The 21,565-nt window shown below is 64.8% G+C and carries 17 protein-coding genes; 6 read left to right on the top strand and 11 right to left on the bottom strand.

Features of this window, described 5'->3' with window-relative positions:
- Positions 1-41 precede the first annotated feature (41 nt).
- The 9 genes from ACMQ11_RS11505 to ACMQ11_RS11465 form a co-directional block, all read right to left on the bottom strand.
- Positions 42-1,193: a THUMP-like domain-containing protein gene (locus ACMQ11_RS11505; RefSeq protein WP_418992918.1), complete on the bottom strand. Its 1,152-nt coding sequence runs from the start codon at positions 1,191-1,193 to the stop codon at positions 42-44.
- On the bottom strand, positions 1,190-2,650 hold the full coding sequence (locus tag ACMQ11_RS11500; protein ID WP_418992917.1) for a ComEC/Rec2 family competence protein: 1,461 nt from the start codon (positions 2,648-2,650) through the stop codon (positions 1,190-1,192). Before ACMQ11_RS11500 ends, ACMQ11_RS11505 begins: the two co-directional genes overlap by 4 nt.
- 135 nt (positions 2,651-2,785) lie before the next feature.
- Positions 2,786-3,214: a phage holin family protein gene (locus ACMQ11_RS11495; protein WP_418992916.1), complete on the bottom strand. Its 429-nt coding sequence runs from the start codon at positions 3,212-3,214 to the stop codon at positions 2,786-2,788.
- Positions 3,189-3,662 carry a hypothetical protein gene (locus ACMQ11_RS11490; protein WP_418992915.1) on the bottom strand — a complete coding sequence of 158 codons (474 nt, stop codon included), beginning with the start codon at positions 3,660-3,662 and terminating at the stop codon, positions 3,189-3,191. Before ACMQ11_RS11490 ends, ACMQ11_RS11495 begins: the two co-directional genes overlap by 26 nt.
- An 82-nt stretch (positions 3,663-3,744) precedes the next feature.
- Positions 3,745-4,968, bottom strand: coding sequence for a phage portal protein (locus ACMQ11_RS11485; protein ID WP_418992914.1), 1,224 nt, complete (start codon positions 4,966-4,968; stop codon positions 3,745-3,747).
- Positions 4,969-5,030: 62 nt separating this feature from the next.
- Positions 5,031-6,008: a hypothetical protein gene (locus tag ACMQ11_RS11480; RefSeq protein WP_418992913.1), complete on the bottom strand. Its 978-nt coding sequence runs from the start codon at positions 6,006-6,008 to the stop codon at positions 5,031-5,033.
- A gap of 397 nt (positions 6,009-6,405) precedes the next feature.
- Positions 6,406-7,278, bottom strand: coding sequence for a Clp protease ClpP (locus tag ACMQ11_RS11475; RefSeq protein ID WP_418992912.1), 873 nt, complete (start codon positions 7,276-7,278; stop codon positions 6,406-6,408).
- Between the two features lie 42 nt (positions 7,279-7,320).
- Positions 7,321-9,681 (bottom strand): hypothetical protein, encoded by a 2,361-nt coding sequence (locus tag ACMQ11_RS11470; RefSeq protein WP_418992911.1) that lies wholly within the window; start codon positions 9,679-9,681, stop codon positions 7,321-7,323.
- Complete coding sequence (locus tag ACMQ11_RS11465; RefSeq protein ID WP_418992910.1) at positions 9,672-11,144, bottom strand: hypothetical protein; 1,473 nt, start codon at positions 11,142-11,144, stop codon at positions 9,672-9,674. Before ACMQ11_RS11465 ends, ACMQ11_RS11470 begins: the two co-directional genes overlap by 10 nt.
- 306 nt (positions 11,145-11,450) lie before the next feature.
- On the opposite strand from ACMQ11_RS11465, the gene ACMQ11_RS11460 reads away from it, so the two are divergent.
- Complete coding sequence (locus tag ACMQ11_RS11460) at positions 11,451-12,044, top strand: ABC transporter substrate-binding protein (RefSeq protein ID WP_418992909.1); 594 nt, start codon at positions 11,451-11,453, stop codon at positions 12,042-12,044.
- Positions 12,045-12,113: 69 nt separating this feature from the next.
- A complete protein-coding gene (locus ACMQ11_RS11455) occupies positions 12,114-13,097 on the top strand; it encodes a CorA family divalent cation transporter (RefSeq protein WP_418992908.1) in 984 nt (327 codons plus the stop codon).
- Positions 13,098-13,151: 54 nt separating this feature from the next.
- Here the strand turns inward: ACMQ11_RS11455 and ACMQ11_RS11450 are convergent, their stop codons facing one another.
- Entirely contained in the window at positions 13,152-16,994 is a 3,843-nt protein-coding gene (locus tag ACMQ11_RS11450; RefSeq protein WP_418992907.1) for a tetratricopeptide repeat protein, read from the bottom strand.
- 13 nt (positions 16,995-17,007) lie between these two features.
- Positions 17,008-17,619, bottom strand: coding sequence for a hypothetical protein (locus ACMQ11_RS11445; RefSeq protein WP_418992906.1), 612 nt, complete (start codon positions 17,617-17,619; stop codon positions 17,008-17,010).
- 108 nt (positions 17,620-17,727) lie between these two features.
- Between ACMQ11_RS11445 and ACMQ11_RS11440 the strand changes: the two genes are divergently transcribed.
- From ACMQ11_RS11440 to ACMQ11_RS11425, 4 genes are all read left to right on the top strand, one after another.
- A complete protein-coding gene (locus tag ACMQ11_RS11440) occupies positions 17,728-18,864 on the top strand; it encodes a CHASE2 domain-containing protein (RefSeq protein WP_418992905.1) in 1,137 nt (378 codons plus the stop codon).
- A complete protein-coding gene (locus ACMQ11_RS11435) occupies positions 18,861-19,697 on the top strand; it encodes a hypothetical protein (RefSeq protein WP_418992904.1) in 837 nt (278 codons plus the stop codon). The genes ACMQ11_RS11440 and ACMQ11_RS11435 overlap by 4 nt, the downstream gene beginning before the upstream one ends.
- 228 nt (positions 19,698-19,925) lie before the next feature.
- Positions 19,926-21,401 carry a lipopolysaccharide biosynthesis protein gene (locus tag ACMQ11_RS11430; RefSeq protein WP_418992903.1) on the top strand — a complete coding sequence of 492 codons (1,476 nt, stop codon included), beginning with the start codon at positions 19,926-19,928 and terminating at the stop codon, positions 21,399-21,401.
- On the top strand, positions 21,398-21,565 hold the full coding sequence (locus ACMQ11_RS11425; protein WP_418992902.1) for a hypothetical protein: 168 nt from the start codon (positions 21,398-21,400) through the stop codon (positions 21,563-21,565). Before ACMQ11_RS11430 ends, ACMQ11_RS11425 begins: the two co-directional genes overlap by 4 nt.

Below are 21,565 nucleotides of genomic sequence, written 5' to 3'. Positions count from 1 at the left end.
GCTTTCGTATTTGTGTCCCGTCCGGGCTGAAGAAGCGCCGTTTACCCGTGCAGCCTTATTGTCCAGTATTCGTTTCCGATGCGGGTAAAAGCGATCCGCTGTTCATTGCCCGCGCGAACGCCCAGCCGCCGCATCAGCGTCGGGGTGTCTATCGGAAAGTCGCGTTTGAGCAGCTCGACGCCCGCGCCGCTCAGCTCGCGCCGGAGCCGCCGGGGGTCGTAGGGTTCGATCTTCGAGACCGCGAATATCCTGCCAATCGCCTCCCGCGGCTCCTCCCGGGCGAATCCGTAGCCGTTTTCGCTCCAGCTGTCGGCCTGTCCCCAGAGGTGGCGTCGCGCCAGCCGGGTCTTCTGCAACGCCACATCGGGCTGTACGAGCCAGCGGTAGTGCCCGGCGTCGAAGCGTGCGGGCAGGGGCGGAGCCGGCGTGTCGGGCGGAGCCGAATAGGAGCCGCGGCCGAGCGCCGTGGCCGTGAGGAGCGGGCCCGCGCCGTCGGCGTAGATCACCACCTCCTTGCACTCGTCCCCGAGCGAAACCGCCTCGACGCGGCTGGCAGGAAAGAGCCTGAGCGCCTCGTCGACATCGAACAGGGGCGAACACTTGATGCACAGCCGCTCCGATGCCCGCTGCAAGAGGGGCATCAGGGCGCACAGGTCGGGCGACGAGGCTTCCAACCGGAGCTGCTTGCGCCCCTCGGCCGAGCGGCGGTCGGGGTCGGCGTAGATCCAGTCGAACTCCAGACCGGGGCGGCGGAGGTACTCCTCGGCCGGGGCGGTCACCACCTCGATGTTTCCCGCCCCGAGGCGCGCGAAATTTTCGCGGGCGACGGCGGCCACGACCGGGTCGCGTTCGAGCGTCACCACGCGCCGGAAGCGGCGGCTCAGGTACCAGGCGTCGACGCCCAGGCCGCATGTGAGGTCGAGCACCGTGTCGCCCTCGAGCATTTTGTGCGCCGCGCACGCTTCGCTCGACGCCTGCTCGAACGCCCGCGGGGGCAGGATGCACTGCGCGGCGGCGTATGCGGGGAGTTTCACGGTGGCGCGTGCGAGGTACTTGACCTGTGTGGCCACGATCCGCGCGTGGGGCACGCTGCGGTCGAGCGCCACCTCCAGCGGGTCGCGGCCGCGGTTAACGGCCACGGCACGCCGTACGGCGTCGCTGCACAGCAGCTCGTATTCGGCCTGGGTGATCATCGGGGCAAAGATACGCTTTTTTTCGGCTCGCGGCTCCATGCCGCCGCCGTGGCGAGGGCGAAAAAGAGGTAGAGCGCCGCCGTTGCAGCTGCCGGGAGCGTGTATTCGGCCGCACCGTTCGGGAGTGCCGCGACCCGTTCGGCCAGCGTGTTCAGCAGCGCCGCCACACCCACGGCTACCCCGCCCAGAGGCGGAAACAGCAGCGAGAGCAGCCCGCTCGCCACCACCACGGCCGCCAGCAGGATTACCGCGGGGTTGAGCACGACGCCCGCCAGCGGCACGATCCCGAACGTGTGGCTCACGAGGGGCGCCGTGGCCAGCGAGGCCGTCAGGCCGACAGCCAGGGTGTCGGTCACGAGGTTTAGCGCTTTGAACCGCGTGCGGCAGCGCCTGCAAAGCGGAACGCCCCACGCCAGAATCGCCGCCACGGCCACGAACGAGAGCTGGAAGCCGATGTCGCCGAGCCACGACGGGTTCCACAGCAGCATCCCCGCGGCCGCTGCGCCCAGGGCATTCAGCCCGGCGTATTCCGAGCCGGCGGCCAGCGCGAACTGGAGCAGCGTGCACATGACGGCGGCCCGGACGGCGCTGGGCGGATAACCCGCTGCGGCGACAAAGAGCCAGACCGCCGCGATGACCAGCACGTTGCGCATCACGTGGCCGCGCCGGAGGAGCGGCAGCCACCAGAGCGCGAGGTTCACCAAAAGAAAGACGATCCCCGTGTGCAGGCCCGAAACGGCCAACAGGTGCGACATGCCGCTGCGGGCGTAGGCCCGGCGCAGTTCGGGCGCGAGGCCGCTCCGGTCGCCCACGGTCATAGCCCGCACCACCGCACCCGCATCGCCCCCGAGACCCGCTCGGGCGAGCCGCTGCGCGGCGCTTCGGTGCAGGACCGGGGACTCTTCGGCCGCACGGTGGTAGATGCTCGTTTCCGAGAGGCGGAGCGTCCCGGCGAAGCAGCGCCGGAGCATCAGCCGGCGGTAGCTTTCCAGCTTGGATCGGAACGGGCGGATCGTGCCCCGCACGTAGAGCCGCTCGCCGCCCTCGAGGACCGTGAGGCTGTCGGCATAGACGACCACGCGGTCGCCGGCCGCATGCCACCTCCCGCCGGCGGGGTCGCGCCACGCCTCGGTGACGGCCTCGGCGCGCGTGTACCGGCCCCGGTCGGAGGGAATGCCCTCGATCCGCAGGGCGAAAAGGGTTCCGACATCGACGGGCACGGCGGGTTCCGTTCGGCGCAGTTGTGCGGCGGCGAAACCGGCGGTCACGAGCAGCGCCAGCAGCGCGGTCTGCGACCGGAAGAGCATGGCGACAATCCCCGTTACGACGAAAGCGGCCGCGAGCAGCCATGCGGGCGCCGAAGCGTACTCCGCCGACGCGATCCCCGCCGCGAGGGGCAGGGCGATCCGCAGCATCGGCATTCGCTGGAGCCGTTCGGTAAGTCGGGAAAGTCGCACGGAACAAATATAAGCAATTAAAAATTAAGAATTAAAAATCGGGAGTCCAGGCTTTCCGTGGGTATCGTTTGTCTGATGCCGTTGCGATACCTCTTCTCCGGCTGCGGAGGAAAATAGAAAGGTAATTCTTAATTTTTAATTCCTAATTTTTAATTCTGTAAAGATGCGCCTGCGCACGTAGCGCCTCAGCCAGCGGAAAAGCGGTGCGTCGGAGAGCTGCGCGGCGTTTTCGAGGAACGACCACAACTCCACGCCGCACGTGAACCCAGTGAAGAGCCGCGCGAGGTCGAGGTGCATGAAATCCAGCACGCAGTTCTCCAGCAGCCACGCCATGCCGATGGTCGTGATCGTCAGGCCGAGCTTGAGCACCGTGCGCCACGCCTGGCAGCTCTCGAAATACCACGCGCGGCCCGCCCGCAGCGCCACCGCCCGGCCGGCGGCTACGCCCGAGAGGAAATCGATGCCGATGAACGCCACGGCGCACGCCACCAGCGGCCCGATCGGAGCGAAGAGCGCGGCGATTCCCGCCGCCGCGCCGCTAACGAGTCTGTACAAGGCCTCCATCGGTCGTGCAGCGGTTGAGGATGTTGCATCGGGGGTCGTACACGGGGTAGTCGCCGGCGTGCGTTTCGAGATAGTCCGTGGCGCGGCGCAGCAGGGCGGTGGCTTGCTGGCGCAGCCGCTTTTGCAGGCGCGCGAGGGCGTCGGCGGGTGCCGGCTGCGCATCGTCGGGCCGTGGGGCCGTGGTACCGCAGCGGCCCGTGCGGATGTCGAGCCGCGGCTGTACGCTCAGCCGGGTGCAGAGCGCCGTGGGAGCTGCGAGGTAGCGCAGGCGCAGCTCCTCGCAGGCTCCGGAGAGCGTCTTCTCGTAAAGCGCCCGCCCGATCACGGGAACGATGCAGCGCTCCTCGGCTGCGGCGATGTCCGTTTCGGTGAGTGTTCCGGCCGGGAGGTACTCTCCGTCGGGAAATGCCAGGCAGATCGCCTGGGCGGGTGAGATCAGGGTGTTCATAGGTGAAAAGTGAAAGGTGAAAAGTAATCAATATTGTTATCCTTGCGGAGCATCATTGACAAAGAGAGCGTTCCGCACCCGCTCACTCGATGCTGCGGATGTTGTACTTGGCGATCTCCGACAGGAAAGCCTGTTGCCGGGGATCTGTGGGGTCGTAATCGAGTCCGTCGGCCTTGCGGGCTTCCCAGACTTTCATGTAGATGGGTTTGGAGCGGGTCGGCGGACGGTTGACGATGGCCAGCGACGAGGCGTCGATGCCCCGAACATCGGTGAGCAGCCTGCGGATGGGCTCCACCAGCTCGGCCTGCTCCGAGAGGATCACCGTATTGAGCGCCACCTCGTACTCGTTGAGGATGCGCTCGGCGCTGAACCCCGCGGCGTAGTCCAGGCCGCTCAGGGTCCGGAACCACGAGTGGGCCACGACGATGTCCGCGACGGCCTGCTCGTGCAGCTTGTACCAGTCGCCCTCGCTGCGCGAATCGATGGGGATGAAGCGCGAGGCGTCGCTGCCCTCGCCGCCGTCGCGCAGCACGAACATGACCTGCCCGGGGTTGCCGGCGAATTTCTGTTCGGCCAGCCGCACGATCCGCTCGGCCTCGGCCGGGCTGTCCGTCGTCGAGTCGAGCAACATGACGCCCGAGAGCTGGAACGAGTTGTCCAGCCGCGAAATGTTCCAGCGGTCGGTCTTCCAGGCGATGGCCGAGACGCCGAAGCCGGCGATGTAGGGCGGCACGCCGTAGTGCTCGAACGTGGGTTCGTAATCCTTGTAGTGGATCGCGGAGCGCAGGGTTCCGTCGCCCTGCTTCTCGAAAAGGGGGTAAAGGGGCAGCGTCCGCGCCTCGGAGGGTTTGAAAGCGGTCCAGTCGTGGTGCAGCAGGATGTGCTGCGAGTCGCGGGCCACGCGGCAGCGCGAAGCGTCCTGGTGGTAGAGTGCCAGCAGACTGTGCTGCGGGTCGGTCACGACCTCCAGAAAAGCATTGCCGAAGAGCGCCTTGTCGAAAGCCAGTTTGCCGACCACCTCCCTGAGGCTCTCGTCGGCGCCGTTCACGCGGGCGAGGAACGCGTCCAGCTCGGGCTGCCGCTCGCGGTCGCAAGCGAACCCCTTGCCGGCGATGTAGTCTGCCTTGTCGTTGATGATCCGGCGGTGGGTGGTCGAACGGCGGGCCATCAGCGCCAGCGCCGTCGGAAAGAGGTTGTCGTCGCCCCAGCGCCAGAAGCGGTCGTTATGGACCTTTCCCGCACCGAGGGTCATGTAGGGGTCGGTGCGGTTCGAAACTCCGATGGCGGTTGTCTTGTACTTTTTCATGGTTGTTCGGTTATTCGTGAAAAAACCCGCGGGAGGGTTGCGGCTCCCGCGGGAGGTGGGCGTCAGGCCTGGTAGGCGTAGGTTACGAGGTTCTCATCCAGCACGTCGCATCCGGCCATGAACACCGCGCGCTGGCGGTTCTCCATCTGGTCGGGGTTGTACCACATGCGAACCTCGTTGCCCGGGAAATCGGCCGTGTTGACGGCCAGCACGAGGTTGCGGCGGTCGGTCAAGAGGCAGAACGACTGGTGGAGCGCCGTCCCCGGGAGGTAGTTCTGAAGCCGCACGTCGACGACCGGAATGCCGTGGTAGGCCAGCCCCGGCCGCCCCTCGACTGCACCCGAATAGGCCGCGTCGGCGCCTTTCGAGTCGAGGTATTTCTCGTAGAGGTAGTAGAGGTCCGAGGTGACGAAATAAGCCAGCTGGCCCCCGGCTTTCATGTCCTGAACGCGGCTGTCGGCGTTTTGCCACAACTCGTCGAACACCACGACCGGGAATTCGGGGTTGTCGAGCTGCGACGCCTGGTAGGGGAGGTTGAAGAGCTTTTCTTCGGACGCGGCGGCGACGATGGTCTTCAGAAAACCGTCGAACGTGTTGTAGCCCGTCGAGGCCGTGGTGTCGCCGACCCACATCGTGGCGCGGATGTTCTCGGCCACGGCCTGCTTGAAGAGCGCCGTTTCGGCCTGCTCGAGTTCCGAGCCGGTCAGGTCGTCCATGTTGACGTCGGCGCGGGCCGCGATCTTTTCGAAGACCAGCGAGAAATAGTCGGCCGCGGAGAATCCCAGCTCGGCCTTGACGCGGCTCAGCGAGAGCGTTTTCTGGTACTTGGTGGCTGCTTGGCCCCCTTTCCACCCGGCCGTGGCGTATTTGTGGAGGATGTTGCGCTGTCCGTCCCAGAGCTGGATGGTCGTCGGAACGGGCATGTTGTAGAGTACCCTCACGCCCAGCTCCTGAGCCGACGGGCCCGTGAGCATGGGGCGGAAAAAGATGGTTTCCAGCTCGTTGCCGGTGTACTGTTTTGCGTTTTCTAAAAATGACATGGCTTGTAAGAATTAAAAATGAAAAATTGAGAATTGAAAACGGGGAGATGATGGAAAGCTCCTCCGAATGAATTTCGGTCCGAAGCGATTTTCGTATACCCCGATTCCCTCCCCGGGGGCAGACGACGGGTCGCTAACAAATTGCAAGGTGAAAAGGGAAAGGTGAAAGGTTTCGCCGCCAACGGCGGCAGTCCGCAGCCACTCCGGGCGGAAGAGTGCAAAATCGGGAGCGCAGCACCGGCTCGAAAGCGTCCGAACCGCCTGCCGCCCACAGAGCGGGCGTCTTACGGCCGCCGCTGGCTGCGGTCCGCAGATAGAGAGAAAATGACCCCCCCCCTCGATAAACTGGGGAACCGCTGTCGGACAAGACCGCCGGTCGTGTGTCGACATTCGATAATTATGAATTGCGGAAGAGCCGTGCATCGGCGGCATAGGCCGCTTCGTTGGGCGTCGGCGCCGGATCGCTGACCGAGGGGTCCTCGCAGGGGCGTGTGCGGGTAGGTGCGATCTGCCGGAGCGTCTGCTGCGCGGCGGCGAGCGCACGGCGGCGGGAGTGCTCCTCCTCCTGGAAATGCAGGATATTGCGGTCGGTCGGCAGTTCTTCGCCCGGTCGGAGTCCTACGCGGGCGAGCAGCCGCTCCCAGCCGCGCACGAGGTTCCGCGTCAGGGCCGGGGCCGGGAGTTCGGGGGCCTCGATCACCCGGTCGGCAAGCCCCGCCGCCACGGCCTCCTCGGGCGAGAGCCAGCGGCCGCAGCCGTTGTTCTCCGCCATCAAGGCCTCGAACTCCCCGGCCTCGCGGCCCGAGCGGGCGGCATAGACGGCGGCGATGCGCCGGTCGGTCGAGCGGAGCAGTTCGATCTTGGCGGAGAACTCCGAGGCATTGCCCTCGGCGGCACAGACCGAGTTGTGGATCAGGTAGAGGGCATTCGAGGAGATTTCGCGGCACCCCTCCGAGGCGGCCTGCGCGATGAGCGTGGCCGCCGAGGCGGTGTAGCCGTAGCAGCGGGTGGTGATGCGGGCGCCCGACTGGCGCAGAGCGTCGTGGATCAGCAGGGCGTCGTTCACGTCGCCGCCTGTCGAGCGGATCGAGACCTCGATTTCGGCGGCTTCGATCTGCCCGATGCGGCGCACGGTGTCGCGGAACTTTTCGTAGGTCGCCACGCGCGCCTGCGGCTCGTCGAACTGCCACTCTTCGGGGACGCCGATGATGCCCTCGATGTCGATGCGGCACACCTCGGCCGAGTTGGTGATTTGAATGCTGGATTTCATGTCGTTCGGTTTTAAAGATTTTGGTTTGTAATGATTTGCCGTTCAATCTTCGCAGGCGCGGTCGAACGTGCAGCGGATGGAAGCTGCTTCGGGGTCGTAGTCGCCGACGGTGCAGAGCGTGGCGCGGACGCAGCCGGCTCCGGTGTCGATGCAAAAGGCCGAGCGGATGTCGGGCGCTCCGGTCCCGGGAGCGAGGAGGGCTTCGAACTCGTGAGGAGCCAGGCGCAGTGCGAGTTCGATGCGGCCGCGCGACTCCTCCTGCCGCACCTGGCGGTCGTAGAAGCGGTGAAGCCCCCGGGCGCCGTCGCGGTCCTCGAAGCAGAGCGTGAATGGCTCCGCATGGGCATCCCCGGCGAAATGGAACGCCGCGAGCGGATACTCCGATCCGTCGGAGGGGTAGCCCCAGCGCTCGCCCCGGGGCAGGGGGTGCATCCCCAGGTAGCGGACGATGCGGGGCGTGAACCCGGCGCCCTCCTCCTCGGCAGCGTCGCGGTCGCCGACCTGCATGATGCAGGCCGAGGGGGCGTTCAGGTAGTGACCCGCCGCGCTGAGGGTGGGAGAAAAGAGGGAGTTGAGCCGCGTTTTTTCGCCCAGCCGCGCCGCTGCGGAGGCGGTCGGGTGGCTCCACGCACCCAGCCGGCAGTCGTTCCGGGCTTCGAAGCGCCTGACGGCGCCGTCGCCCTCCTGATAGCCCCACGTACGGAGTTCGTGGACCTCCGCTGCGGTGTCGACCAGGAGCGCAGGCTGCGAGAGGTCGCTCTTTTCGCGCCAGTCGGCGGCGGCTCCCGCGCCTGCGAAATCGTCTGCCGGTTCGATCCGCACGGTGCGGGTCGCCTCCTCGGTGTAAAAACGCAGGTTGAAGAGGTGGGCCGCGGCTTCGAGCAGCTCCGACTGCCGCATGCGGTGGCGCGCCACGTCGGCAAAGACGATCCGCGAACCGAAGCCCGGACCGGGTAGGAAGCGCGGTCGCAGCGAACACTCCTTGTGGAGGGTAAGCCGCATTCCGGGGCCGGCCCCCGCGAAATAGATCGAGTGGAATGTTTTGGGGTTGTCCGCCGAGACGGTTTCGGCGGGCGTGCGGACCCTGAGCTCGACCGTCGTGCGTCCCGTTTCGCCGATGTAGCCGTCGTAGAGCGCCCAGTCGCCGGCGTAATCGGCCCAGCCGCCGGACCCGGCGACTTGCAGCACCGGGTCCGAGACGCTTCCTCCGGCGGGCGAGGCGACCTGCGCCGTACGGGCGGCGAACGCGGTCCAGAGGCTTCCGGCAGCACCGTCGAGGGTGCAGGTCAGGCGGTACTGCGCCCCCTCGCGGTGGTCGAAAACGATCGCCAGGTAGCTGCGGTTCGGTGCCAGCTCTTCGCGCCGGTCCGCGTAGCGGTTGGCCAGCGAGAAAGGCATTTCGCCGCCCGGACCGAGGTAGAGGGTATCGAACCCCTCGAGCCGCGTGCGGCTGAGGATGCGGTGGTCGGTGGTGTAGCGGAGGTAGTACTCGAACCCCGCGTTCACCTCGGTCGGGGGCCGGAAGAGGATGCGCCCCTGCTCGATGCGGAAGCAGTTGCCGTTGTTGCAGAGTTCTGGGATCGGTTCGCCGTCCGCATCGACCGACGGGGGCGTGGCCGTTTCGAGGAGATTTCCCACCGAATTTTCGGTCGTTGCCGGGTCGGCGTAGACGCGGCCCGCCTGGTCGGCCGTGGCCGAGACTGCTCCCAGCCTGCGGGCGAAGAACCCCATCCGGGCTTGTATGGCCGTCGTGTCGTGCGAAGCGTAGGCCCCGCTGATGTAGAGCGAACGGAAGAACTCCGACCGGAAAAAGCGGCTCTCGATGCGGTAGTCCGCTTCGCGGAAGAGAGTTTCGATGAGCGTCGCAAGGTGCAGAAAAGGGTGGTAGTCGTCCACCGAGAGCAGCCGCTCGGCGGGCAGCAGGTCTTCGGGGGCGTTTCGCCCGGGGTAAGCGTCGCGATGGATGGGAAAGAATTTCACGGGCGTCGAGTCGGTCCAGCTGCGGAAGATGGTCAGCGGGGTCAGCTCCGCCTCGTATTCCACCCCGAGGGTATTGAGCATCCGCCGGGCCGCCTGCTGCGCCCAGCCGGCACCGCCGGAGCGGATTTCGAGCGCGTAGCCGGCCTCGGAAGCGGCAAGCAGCCGCACCGTGCCGCGCAGCAGAGTGGCCCCCTCGGCTTTGAGTTCCGCCCGGTGGACCGTGGAATTGAAGCGCACGGCGGCGTGCGGATCGCGGGCGAAAGCCAAAAGGGCGTCGTTGCGCGCCGTGGCGGGGATTGTGAGCCGCAGCGAACGCCCCTCGCGGCAGGCGTCGATGTCGGCGCATTTCGCCGCGTCGTAGCCCGGAACGGCGATCGTCCCCTCGCCCAGATCGCAGGGCCGGTTGTCGATGGTCAGTTCCATGGCGTTCGGGTTTTGCTGCGGAGGACGATCTCCAGAAAGCTCATTGCGCCGTGGCGCTGGACGGTCGCCTGGTCGCTTGCGACCTCCACCGGGGTGTAACTGCCGTTTTGCAGGAGCCAGACCTGCGGAGCCGAGAGGATTTCCGAGAGGGGTTCGAGCACCTCGCGTACCTCGTAGGCCGAGCGGAGCGTCGTCGTACGCTCTTTCCAGCGGGCGGCTCCCCCGGTGCTCGTGGCGCGCTGCCGGACCACGCGGACCGTCGTGTCGAGCACTACCGGAAAGGTGTAGTGCTCGATGGAGCCGGCTTGGCTGCGCCAGGCCAGGCGGCACGCTCCCTCGGGCGGCGGCACGACGGTGTAGCATACCGTTCCGCACGCTTCGGCCTCGACCGTAAGGGTTTCGGCGTCGGGGAAATCCCCGAGGTCGACCCGGAAGAGGTGGAGCCCCGCCGACTGGATGCGGTGTACCTCGGCCGTGTCGGAGTAGGGGCTTCGGGCCGTGACCGCCACCCGGATCGGACCGGCGGTCAGCAGCGTCAGTTCGTCGCATTCCGCCGGGCCGATCATCCGGCAGAGGGGGATGGTCGTCAGCAGCGCCGGCGCAGCAACCGGGGTCTCGCATGCCAGAAAGGTGCGCTGCGGGGCGGTTGTCAGCAGGTGCCAGCCGTCCGGTTCCGCACGGGCCGCAAGGGCGGTGACCGACCCGCTTTTCGCCGTGTCGCTTTCGGTATTGCTCTGCTGGAAGGTCGCAGCAATACTTTCCGTCTTGCGCTCCTCCCCGTGCTCCTCTTCGCTCACCGTCCCGCTTTCCGCCTTGCTCCTCGCTGCATGTGACGCAGCGCTTCGCAACGCGCTTTCGCTGTGGCTCTCCGCGGTCCCCTCCGAAACACGGTCCTCGTTCGCCTCCCCGCCGTCCGTTTCCGCCGGAGTGCTATCCAGTTCGTCCGGGATTGTCTTTGGAGCGGTGCTTCCGTGTCCGTTCGGAGCCGCTTTCGCCGCCTCGCCGCCCGCTTCCGCCGGGGCGCTCTCTACTCTGTTCGTGATTGTCTTTGGAGCGGTGCTTTCCAGCCCCTCCGGTCTGCTCTTTGTGACCGCTGCTCTATCCGGGTCGTGCACCGCGTCGCCGGGGAGTTCGTCGGCATCGGAACTTGCCTCCTCCATGACTGCCGCCGTACTTTCCTGCTCGCTCCGCTCCCCGGCCTCCGCCGTGGCCGTTACCGTGCGGCCTGTGGCCGCCACCGGCCCCGTGCCGCCCGCGACGGGTGTGAATCGGACAATGCGGCGCAGGTAGGGCGCCAGGTCGAACCGCGCTTCGGCCACGCCCGCAAAGCGCTTGGCGCCCAGCAGCTCCCCCGAGTCGCTGCGGATACGGACCTCGAACGTCTGCGCCCGGTCGCTTCCGACGGCGTAGTACAGTGCATCACCCAGCGGCGCATGCTGGGGCGGAATCTCTCTGAATGTCATGTCGTGAGGTTTTGCGTTTTCAAACAGCGCGGACGACGCAAGGGCCCGTTGCGGCCGAATTGTTGAAAACAGGTCAAGAAAATGTTGATAAACGGTGAAAACAATTCACAAAAGACTGAGAATCAGTCTGCGATAGTTGTCGATAACTGGCGTGCGGTACATCGCACGGTGTGAATTGCGAGGCAAATATACAACATCGCATACCCCCTTGTCAAGACCCCGGAGCGTTTTTTTTGAAAATTGTGGAAAAAACACCGATTTTTGTGTAACTTTGCCCTACGAACCAGTAGTTTTTATCCCCTATGGATGATGGTCACAGTTCCCCGTATAGCCGCCGTGTCGTATCTCGATACGGTACCGTTCCTCTACGGTGTGCAGCACGAAAGTAGTTTCCGTGCCGAACTGTCCCTGTCCGATTTCCCCGCCGTCACCGAGCAGTTTCTTCGTCACGAGGCCGACCTGGCCCTCGTACCGGTCCACGTCGTGCCGACGCTGGCGGACGTGCGCCTGGTGACCGGCTACTGCCTGAGCCTGGCGGGGCGCGGGGCGGTCGATTTCCTCCTGGAGCACGAACCCGGTTCGCCCGCCGGGCCGCTCTTTGCAGGGGAGGATGCGCCCCTCGCGGTGCTGCTGGAGACGAAGAAGCCCGTGCCGTATGCCGTCTGGGTCGCCCGTGCCGAGACCGATCCCGACCTGTCCGAATGGTTGCAGCATGCGCTCACCTACGGGCTCGAACACGTGTGGGAAGCGGTCGTCGAATACGGTTACGACCGGAGGCCGTTCGACGCTTATGGCCACCTGACGGCCATCGACTGCATTTTCGACAACCAGAAGCGCCGGGCGCTCCAAAAGTTCTGGGACTCGGGTCTGAAGGTCTCCCCGAGGGCCAATCCCGGCTGAAGAGGTTAGCGGACCGCCGGTCCGCCTCTCTATCGCAAACGGATTACGAACCACACAGAGAGCCTTTTCATGATTACGATTTACCTCAAGCAATACAACAAGATCATCCGCAATGCCGACACCAAGCTCTTCGACGAACTGGGCTACGACGACATCCTGTGGATCGACATGCTGCTGCCCACGATCAAGGAGCAGAAAGCCGTCGAAAACTTTATGGAGATCAGCCTCCAGACCAAACAGCAGGTCGAGGAGATCGAGTCCACCTCGAAATACTCCGAGAACGAGAACGCCATCATCTCCAACTCCAATTTCTTCGTCCCGACGGGCGACTCGTTCATCGTCGAGCCCGTATCGTTCATCATTTCGAACGAGGGCGTGCTGGTTTCGGTGCGCAGCGCCGAGTTCCGCACGTTCCGCGAGACGGAGAAGCGCCTGCAGATGAACTACCGCAGCTACTCCACGGGCTACCACGTCTTCATCTCGCTCCTGGAGGTGCGGATCGATTTCGACGCCGACCTGGTGGAGCTGATCGCCAAGCAGGTCGCGGCCCTGTCGAAAGACATCAACTCCGAGGACTCGATCGACAAGGAGGTGCTGCACCGCATCAGCGCCCTGCAGGAGTCCACGATGTCGCTGCGCGAAAACATCTTCGACCGCCAGCGCGTCCTCTCGGGCATCCTGCGCTCGGAGCGCTTCCCCAACGACATCTACCCGCGGCTGCAACTGATGATCAAGGACGTCAACTCGCTGATCAACCACGCCGATTTCAGCTTCCAGCGCCTCGACTACATCCAGGACGCCGCGCTGGGCCTGATCAACATCGAGCAGAACGAGATCGTCAAGATCTTCTCGGTGGCCGCCGTGATCTTCATGCCCGCGACGCTCATCGCCTCGATCTACGGGATGAATTTCAAGTACATGCCCGAGTTGGACTGGCATTTCACGCTTCCCAACGGCTGGGTCGTCCCCGCCGGCTACCTCTTCGCCATCTCCCTGATGCTCTTCTGCTCGGGGCTGACGATCTGGTATTTCAAGTACAAAAAGTGGTTATAAACTCCATCCGCAGGGTTGCCCCTGCGGTGCTTTGCGGATCGGCTTGGCCGCGGGTCAGTCGAGCAGGATGAACGATGCCCAGAAATAGGGGTCCTCGCCGCTGCACCTCTTTCCCTCCTTGAGAAACGACTGTTCCCGGACCGCCTGCTGTGCCGCCCGGAATGCTTCCCGTTTGGAAAGCCCCTGGCCTAACCGCTCGTAGAAAGCGGTCATCATGGTGCTGGTGGCCTGGTCGCTTACCTCCCACAGACTCATCACAAGGGTCTGCACGCCGGCTTTCTTGAAAGCGCGTTGCAGGCCGAACACCCCCTCGCCCGTCACCTCGCCCAATCCGGTCTGGCAGGCGGAGAGGACCACCAGGTCGGCGCCCCGCAGGTCGAGCTGCGCAATCTCCGCGGCTGTGAGGATGCCGTCGTCGATCTCGTCCGACAGCCGGGCGCGCCCGAGCCATGCGTTGTTCGCTCCGGCGAACAAAAGCCCCGCGCGGCGGAGCGCACGCTGCTCCTCTTCGGGCTCCGGTCGGCCGCCGGCGGCCGCCGGGCGCTCCGCGGGGAGGTAGAAGCCGTGTGTGGCAATGTGAATCAACCCAGTCCGGCTGCCCGTGAGGGCCTTGAAGCGCTCCTCCACGCCCTCGTCGCCGGTGATGAGCGCGGTGGCGTAGCCGCGCTCGGTAAGCGGCCGTTCGATCTGCTCCACCTCGCGGCGCGTGCCGCCCAGGTAGCTCCAGACCGTTCCGCGGGTGCCGGGTGTTCGGAACCGGTCGCCGCTGCCGCGCGTGCCGCTGGCTGCGGCGTAGAGCTCCATCTCGTCGACGGGCGTATTGTAGTTCAGACCCCCGAACAGCGCGGCCGAGCGCTTGGCCGGGGCGGGGCTTCGTCGCACCAGTTCGCGGGTCGACGAGAGCCGGACCAGGTCGTAGCGGTCGCCGATCCGCACCGAATCGTCGAGCGGCAGGTACTCGATTCCCACATTGTACAGTTCGCCCGAGGGGGCAAAGTAGACCGAGCCGTTCGCCGAGAGGTAGGGTTCGAGCGGTTTCCAGAGGCGGGCCGTGAGCAGGGCCGGATCGTCGTAGAGCCGCATGTCGGCTGTCGAAATGCCCCGGTCGCGCAGTTCGTCTTTCGAAAAGAGTCGCACGTGGCGCGGCGCTTTCCACCCCTTGCGCAGCACGACGGCGTCATAAAGCGTATCCGTCACGTATCCGTAGCTGACGATCTCCACGGCCGTATCGTCGGGGCCGAGCCGGTCGCGCACTTGCTGCCAGCCGAGCACCGTGTGGGCCGTGTAGTCGCCGTAAGCCTGCGAGCGGGCCTGCATGGCGCGCTCGAGCGACGCGATCATCTGCTGGAGCGAGTCCGCAGCCGCAACCGTTCCGCCTGCCGCCCCGTCCGAAACGCGCTCTTCAGCCGCAGCCCGCAGTCGGGCGAGCCGGGCATGGAGCCGCCCGAGCTCTTCGAACCGGGCCGTCAGTTCGGGGTCGTTCGCCTCGCGCACGATGCGCTCCAGTTCGAGGCTGGTCGTGAGCAGCAGCCCCTTGTTCAGCAGCGAAGCGTCGTAGATCAATTTTGCGGTTCCGCCGTCCACCTCTCCGGCTCCGAGCGCGAAGACATTGCCGATCGTGGTTTGCTGCTGGTGCCAGTAGCCGGCCCTTTCGCGTCCGGTCAGGAAAGCGAAATCGCTGCGCATGTTGGCCCGCGTGGCCTCGAAGACCGACTCCATACACTCCCTGGCCCGCTTGTAATCGCCAGCCGCAAAGGCCGTCTGGGCGATGTTGTTGCAGGCCGTGAGGTAGCTGGGGTGGTGCGGCCCGAGCAGTCGGCCGTAAGCGGCGGCGCTGCGCTCGTACAGGTTCGTCGCCTGCTGCGTCTCGCCCCGCAAGGCGTGGTTGTAAGCCAGGTTGTTCAGTGCCGAGGCGTAGAGCGAGGTCGTTTGCAGCGAATTTTTCTCACATATTTCCAGCGCGCGCCGCAGCAGCGCTTCGCCCTGCTGCGGGTTTTGCGTCTCGTTGTACATGCTTCCGGCATTGTTCAGCAAGTTCGCGTACTGCCGATGGTTCTCCCCCAGCGCTTGCCGCACGATGTCGAGGGCCTGGCGGTAGTATTCGACGGCCCGGTCGAATTCGTTTTTTCGGACGCAAAGATCGGCCAGATTGCCGAGCACTTGGGCGTAGTCGGGGTGTTCCGCGCCCTGGATGCGTCGGCGGAGGTCGGCGCATTGCGTGTAGTACTTTTCGGCTTCACTCCAGTCTCCGATCTGCTCGCAGAGGTTGCCGATATTGCCCAGCGTAGCGGCATGGAGGGCCGTCTCCCCGTGGCCGGAGGTGCGCTGAAGCTCCTCGCTGCGGTGGAGGTACTCGAATGCCTGCCGGTAGTCGCCCATCGAAGCGTAGGTGCTTCCCAGGTTGTTGAGCGTCAGAAAAAAGTCGGGGTGTTGTTCGCCGTAGACCTTTCGGATGATGTCGAGCCGCTGTCGCTGGCATTTCACGGCCTGGGCGTAATCCCCCTCGTCGGCGTAGATCGCCGCCAGGTTGTTGAGCGTGACCAGATAGAGAGGGTGTTCGGTGTTTCGCGCGCGGCTCAAAAGGTCGCCTGCCTGCGTGAAGAGCCGTTTGGCTTCGTCCAGTTCGCCCAACCGATGGTGCACGGTGGCGATGTTGTTCAGACAAACTGCGTAATCGGGGTGTCGTTCGCCCAGCGAGCCGGCATAGACTTTCAGGGAGCGCCGGTAGGTTTCGAGCGCCCGGGCGTAGTCGCCCTTGTCGGAGTAGACCGAAGCGAGGTTGTCGAGCGCCGTAGCGTACTCGGGGTGGTTCTCGCCGAGCAGGCGGGCATACAACGCGGCCGCTTCCCCGCCGTATGCGAGCGCCCGGTCGTATTGGCCCGCCGCATCGCAGGTCGCTCCGAGATTGCCCAGCGTCCGGGCGTATTCGACCGTCTCGCGTCCGCTTTGCTTTTCGTAAATCGTTCGTGCGCGCTCGAAACAGGCGATGGCTCCCTCGTAATCGCCCTCCTCTTTCGAGAGCGTGCCCAGGTTGCTCAGCGTCACCGCGTATTCGGGGTGCATCTCCCCGAAAAGCCGCTTTTTGAGCCCGAGACTTTCGGTCAGGCATCTTCGCGCATGGCGATAATCGCCCAGCGCCTGATAGGAAAGGCCCATGTTGTTCATCAGGTTGGCATAGGGCAGCCCCTCCCGGTTGAGCGTTCCCGCCTCCTGCATGGCCGCAAGCGCCTCTTCGTAACAGCGCAGCGCCTCGCGGTCGTCGCCCTTTTTATGTAGGATCGTGGCGATGTTCGTAAGCCCGACGGCGTATTTGTGTCCCCGCCCGTCGAAGCGTTCGATGTGCCGGAGGTGCTTGCGGTAGGTCTCGAGGGCCCCTGGATAGTCGCCCGTCTGATCAAGGAGGTCGGCCAGTTCGTCGAACGCTTTCGAAACGTCCGCGCTCCATCTCACGCTGTCGCGCTCGAAGAGCGCGATGCAGGCGCCGAAATTGTTGGCCGCTTCCGTGCGGTTCCCGGCCTTGCGGTGCAGGGTCCCCAGCCGGAGGTAGGTACGGGTAGGGTTGCGCGTCGCGCAGCGGGCATAGAGCCCGAGGTGTTCGAGCGCCCCCCTGAGATCGCCCGCTTTCTCGCAGGCGTCCGCCAGGCCGTATATGGCTTCGAGGTACCGTTTGTCCTGCGGACCGTTCTGCGCCTTGTAGATCGCGGCCGCCTCCTCGAACGAGCGCCGCGCCCCGGCATAGTCGCGTTTGAGCATCAGCTGCTCGTAGGCCATGCTGACCAGATCGCCCGCCCTCCGCAGTGCGGATTGGGGATCGGTCTGGGCCCGCAGCGGCCCTAAGCAAAGAAGCGCCCAGGCGGCGAGCAGCAGGCGTGCGGATTTTCGCAGACGTACGTTCATCGGCGGCGGAGTTTTACTCGTAATAGGTGATTTTGCGGTGGATGGCGCAGGCGGTTCCGTTCGCAGTTTGGATGCACTCGACGGGGTTGCCCGCTTCGTCCTCCTCCGTATATTCGTTGGTGGCTTTTCCCGCGACTTTCCCGTTCACCATTATTTCGAACGTGGTGCAGCGGTACGGATCGTCCGGTTCGTACAGGGCCCGCAGACCGCCCTGCTGCCCGTTCTTGCTGGAGATGATCCGATCGACCGTGCCGTTGTCGTTGAACAGAAATTCGATGGTTCCCATTTTGCCCCCGTCGATGAATAGCCGCCCGGGCTCCTCCGCATAGTCCATTTCGAGCGTGTTCAGCTTGTTCCCGGCATCGTCGCACACCGTCAGGACGATTTTCGATTCGGTCCAGCGGTAATTGAACGTGTAGTCGTACTTGTCGAGCTTCTCCGAGACGATGCGGCCTGCCGTGTCGAACTCTGTGATGCAGACCCCCTGTCCCTCGGCGATTTCGATCAGCGTCCGGGGTTTGCCGTGGTAGATCGTGGCGATTTTCGTGTTGTAGTTGGTGATGTGCTGCGCCGGGGCCGTGCCGGCGAGCAGCAATCCCGAAAGCAGGAGCAGAATTCTCTTCATGGGGGATGTTTTGTTGGGTCAGTAAAGATATGAATTTCGTCCTTTTTATCCAAATAAATCGCTATATTTGTCCCGGTAACAGTGCATCCGGTGGTTAAGATCAAAGATATGAAATGGCCTGTCGGCCGGGTGTCCACGGCCGTGGGCATCACCGTCCTGGCCTTTCTGATCTCGTTCGCCGTCGCGTACGACATCTCCTCGATCTCCTATTTCGCACCGATGGAAAAGGCGAGCGATTTCCGCATTTCGGATTTCTACCAGATCGTGGCCGACGGCCGGGGCGTAAGGGAGCTGGACCGTCGGATCGTGGTGGTGGCCATCGACGACTGTTCGCGCGAAGAGATCGCCGAGGTGGTCGAACAGGTCGATTTCTGCGCTCCGCGGGCCGTCGGGCTCGACGTGTTTTTCGACTACCCGATGGGCGAAAGCGACGAGCGGCTCGTCGGGGCGATCCGCGCGTGCGAACGGCTGGTCCTGCCGCTCGATCTGCGCTACGAGGCCGAGGCGGATCGGTTCGCTTCCGGCAAGGGGTCGTTCTTCTACGACCGGGTCTCTTCGGCCGAATTCGGTGCCGTCAACCTGGCCGGCAGCGACACACGCAGTGCGATCCGCGAATTCCGGCCGTTGTTCCCCCGTGCACAGGACACGGTGCTCAATTTCGTCGCCGTGCTCGCCCGGCAGGCCGATCCGGCCGCATTCGACCGCCTCGCCGCCCGCGGCAATGCCTACGAAACGATCGCCTACCCCTCGCGCGAATTCGAGGTGGTCGAAGCCGGGGAAGTGCTCGCGTGCCGCGAACTGCTGCACGACCGAATCGTGTTGATCGGTACGGTCCGCGACCTGCACGACCGGCACATGACCCCGACCGATGCGCGCATGCCCGGCGTGCTGCTCCATGCGCATGCGCTTTCGACGATTCTTCGCGGCGACTACATCCGCGAAACGGGCAATGGATTTGACTGGACGGTGGCCATCGCGCTCTGCTTTCTGATGGTGCTGGCCGATGTGCTGCTGCGCGACAAGAATGTCGGCGAACTGGTGATCCGGCTGCTTCAGTTGCTGCTGCTCTACCTGGTGGTGCTGTGCGGCTGCCACCTCTTCATCTCGCACCGGATCTGCATCAATTTCGCCAAGCCCCTGCTGATGGTTGCCCTCGGGCTGTTGGCGTCGGACATCTGGTTCGGCATGGTGGGCGCCGGCGAGTGGTTTCGTAAAATGTGGAGACGTAAATTCAAAAGCATATGAAAAAGTTTTTTGTTCTTCTTGCCTGCTCGCTTTTCGCCGCAGCGGCGGTAGCCCAGGGGCGCTATGCCGTCTACAAGATCGAAGGCACCGTGGAGCTGAAGACCCCGCAGGGGTGGACCGCCGCCGCGAAGCGCGCCGGCATTTCGGCCATCGACGTACTGCGGCTGGCCCCCGAGGCCCGCGTGGGGATCATCGACAACACCTCCAACCGGATCTTCTACTCCGCCGAAGCGGGCGAGCAGCGCGTCGGCCAGATCATCAACAGCGCCAAGCGCCGGGCCGACCGGATCACCGGTCAGATGAACGAGCAAATACGCCGCTCGGTGGCCTCGAATGCCGCCGAGGGGTATACGCACGAGTCGGTCGGCGCTTCGTACCGCGGCATGGCCGACGGCAGCACGACCGAATCGGTCTATGCCTCGCTGTGCGAAGCCATTGCCCGGCCCCCGGTCGGCTCCGACGAGCGGCTCGTGCTGCGCAAAGTCGCCACCGGGGACGGCGATTTCTATTTCGCGGTGTCGAACCGCAGTGCCGAGGCGCTCTATGTCAACGTGCTGGCCCTCTCCGAGCGGCTCAATTTCCCGGTGCTGTGCTTCAACCTGGGTTATTCGTGCGACGAACCCTACATGCTCGTACCGCCCCATGCCGAGCTGGCGGTCGAGCACTTCGTCTTCGCCGGACTTTCCGACGACGATACGGTCTATCTGCTCTTCGGCTCGGCCGAACCGTTCGACACGCAGGAGTTGCAGACGCTGTTCGCCAACGCCGTAAAATCGACCGTCTCCGAGGAGCAGCGGGCATCGCTGGTCCTCACGACGCTTGGCGCACAGTAGAGGCTGTCCCTTGCTCCGGGTAGCAATTCGCCCCTGCCAGCTGTATGCGGCAGGGGCGAATTGTCCATGCGGCCGCTTAACGAACGCCTCCGACAGACCCGTCGGCCCTGCGAACGGCGGGCTGTACACCCCACTTTCCCCGGTTCGGCGCTTTCTTTCCCGGAAAGAAAAAAACCGTGTCGCCTTTTCCGGCTAAAATTTGTATCTTTGCAGGCTTACCGTTGGGTTATGCTCGAAAAACTGGCCAAACAAACCGCTGTCTACGGCATCAGCACCATTGCGGTGCGGTTCCTGAGCTATCTGCTCACGCCCTACTACACGCGCATTTTCGGGCAGGAGACCTACGGCATCGTCACCTACGTCTATGCCCTTATCCCGCTCGCGCTCACCCTGCTGACCATGGGCATGGAGTCGAGCTATTTCCGTTTTTCGGGCAAGGCCGACGCGGCCGGGGGCGATGTTGCGGCGGCCAAGCGCCGGCTCTTCGCCACCACGTGGGGCATCACCTCGCTGGCGGCGGCGCTCTTTTTCGGGGCGGTCCTGCTCTTCCGCAACGGCATTTCGCAGTGGATGGGACCCGATTACGTCGCGCACCCGGAATACGTGGTGTGGGTCGGGGCGATCATCCTCTTCGACGTGTGGAGCTGCATCCCCTTTTCGCGGTTGAGGGAGCAGGGGCGGGCCCTCACGTTCGTGGGGCTGAAAGCCCTGAGCGTGGTGCTCAACGTGGTGCTGGCTGTGGCGTTCGGCGCCGCGGGGCTCTTCTCGACCGATTTCGGCGTGGGGTGGGTCCTGGTGGCCAACCTCGCGGCCAGCGTGGTTACGTGGGGAGCGGTCCTCTGCACCGTCGACCGCACCCTGCCCCGGATCGACCGGGCGCTGCTCGCGGCGGTCTTCGCCTACTCGCTGCCGCTGCTGATCGGCGGACTGGCGGGTACGGCCAACGAATTCATCGACCGCTTGATGATCTACTCCCTGGCGCCCGTGAACGCCGGGGCGCAGCTGGGAGTCTACGGGGCGATCACCAAGATCGCCGTGGTGATGATGCTCTTCTACCAGATGTATCGCCTGGCCGCCGAGCCGTTCTTCCTCTCCAATTTCCGTAAATCGGATTTCGTGCAGATGAACGCCGCCGCTCTGAAATACTACGTCATGGTCTCCATGGTCATTTTTCTGGGCATCGCCCTGTTCCGCGACCTGTTCGCGCTGATCGTGGGGCGCGATTTCCGCGAGGGAATCTTCATCCTGCCCGTCGTGCTGGGGGCCAACGTGCTGACGGGCGTGTGGCTCAACCTCTCGTTCTGGTACAAGCGCGAGGAGCGCACCTGGCTGGCCATCGTCGTCACGGGCGCGGGCCTGGCGGCCATCGTGGCTTTCGGCGGCTGGCTCATTCCGCGCTGGGGCTACTACGGAGCGGCCTGGGCGCGCCTGGGGAGCGAAACGGTCATGGTCGCGGTGAGCTGGTGGCTCAACCGGCGGTTTTTCCCCACGCCCTACGCCTGGCCGCGCATCGGCGAATTCGTCGCCGTGGCCCTTGCGGCATTTTTCGCCGCCGAGTGGTTCACGGTGCTGGCGGGCAATAAGATCGCCGGCTATGCGTTTAATATATTGGTCTTTGCGGGCTATGTCGCCTACCTGGTGCACCGCGAGCGGATCGACCTCGGGGCCATGCTCCGGGCGGTACTGAAAAGAGGGGAGCGATGAGGGGAAAGGCGACCGTGCTGCTCGTGAGTTTCGCCCTCTTCGTAGGCGGCGTGCTGGCGCTCCAGTTGGAGCGGGGAGGCGTGCGCACGACCCTGCTGGTGCTGGTTTTCGCCGCGCTGGGGGCCGTGGCCGTGCGGCAGACCATTCGCAAGCGTAAGAAATAG

The sequence above is a fragment of the Alistipes sp. genome (assembly GCF_048465575.1).
In the GTDB taxonomy this organism is placed as follows: Bacteria; Bacteroidota; Bacteroidia; order Bacteroidales; family Rikenellaceae; genus Alistipes.
The sequence above is the reverse complement of the archived record's forward strand: the minus strand, read 5'-3'. Positions and strand labels throughout refer to the sequence as shown.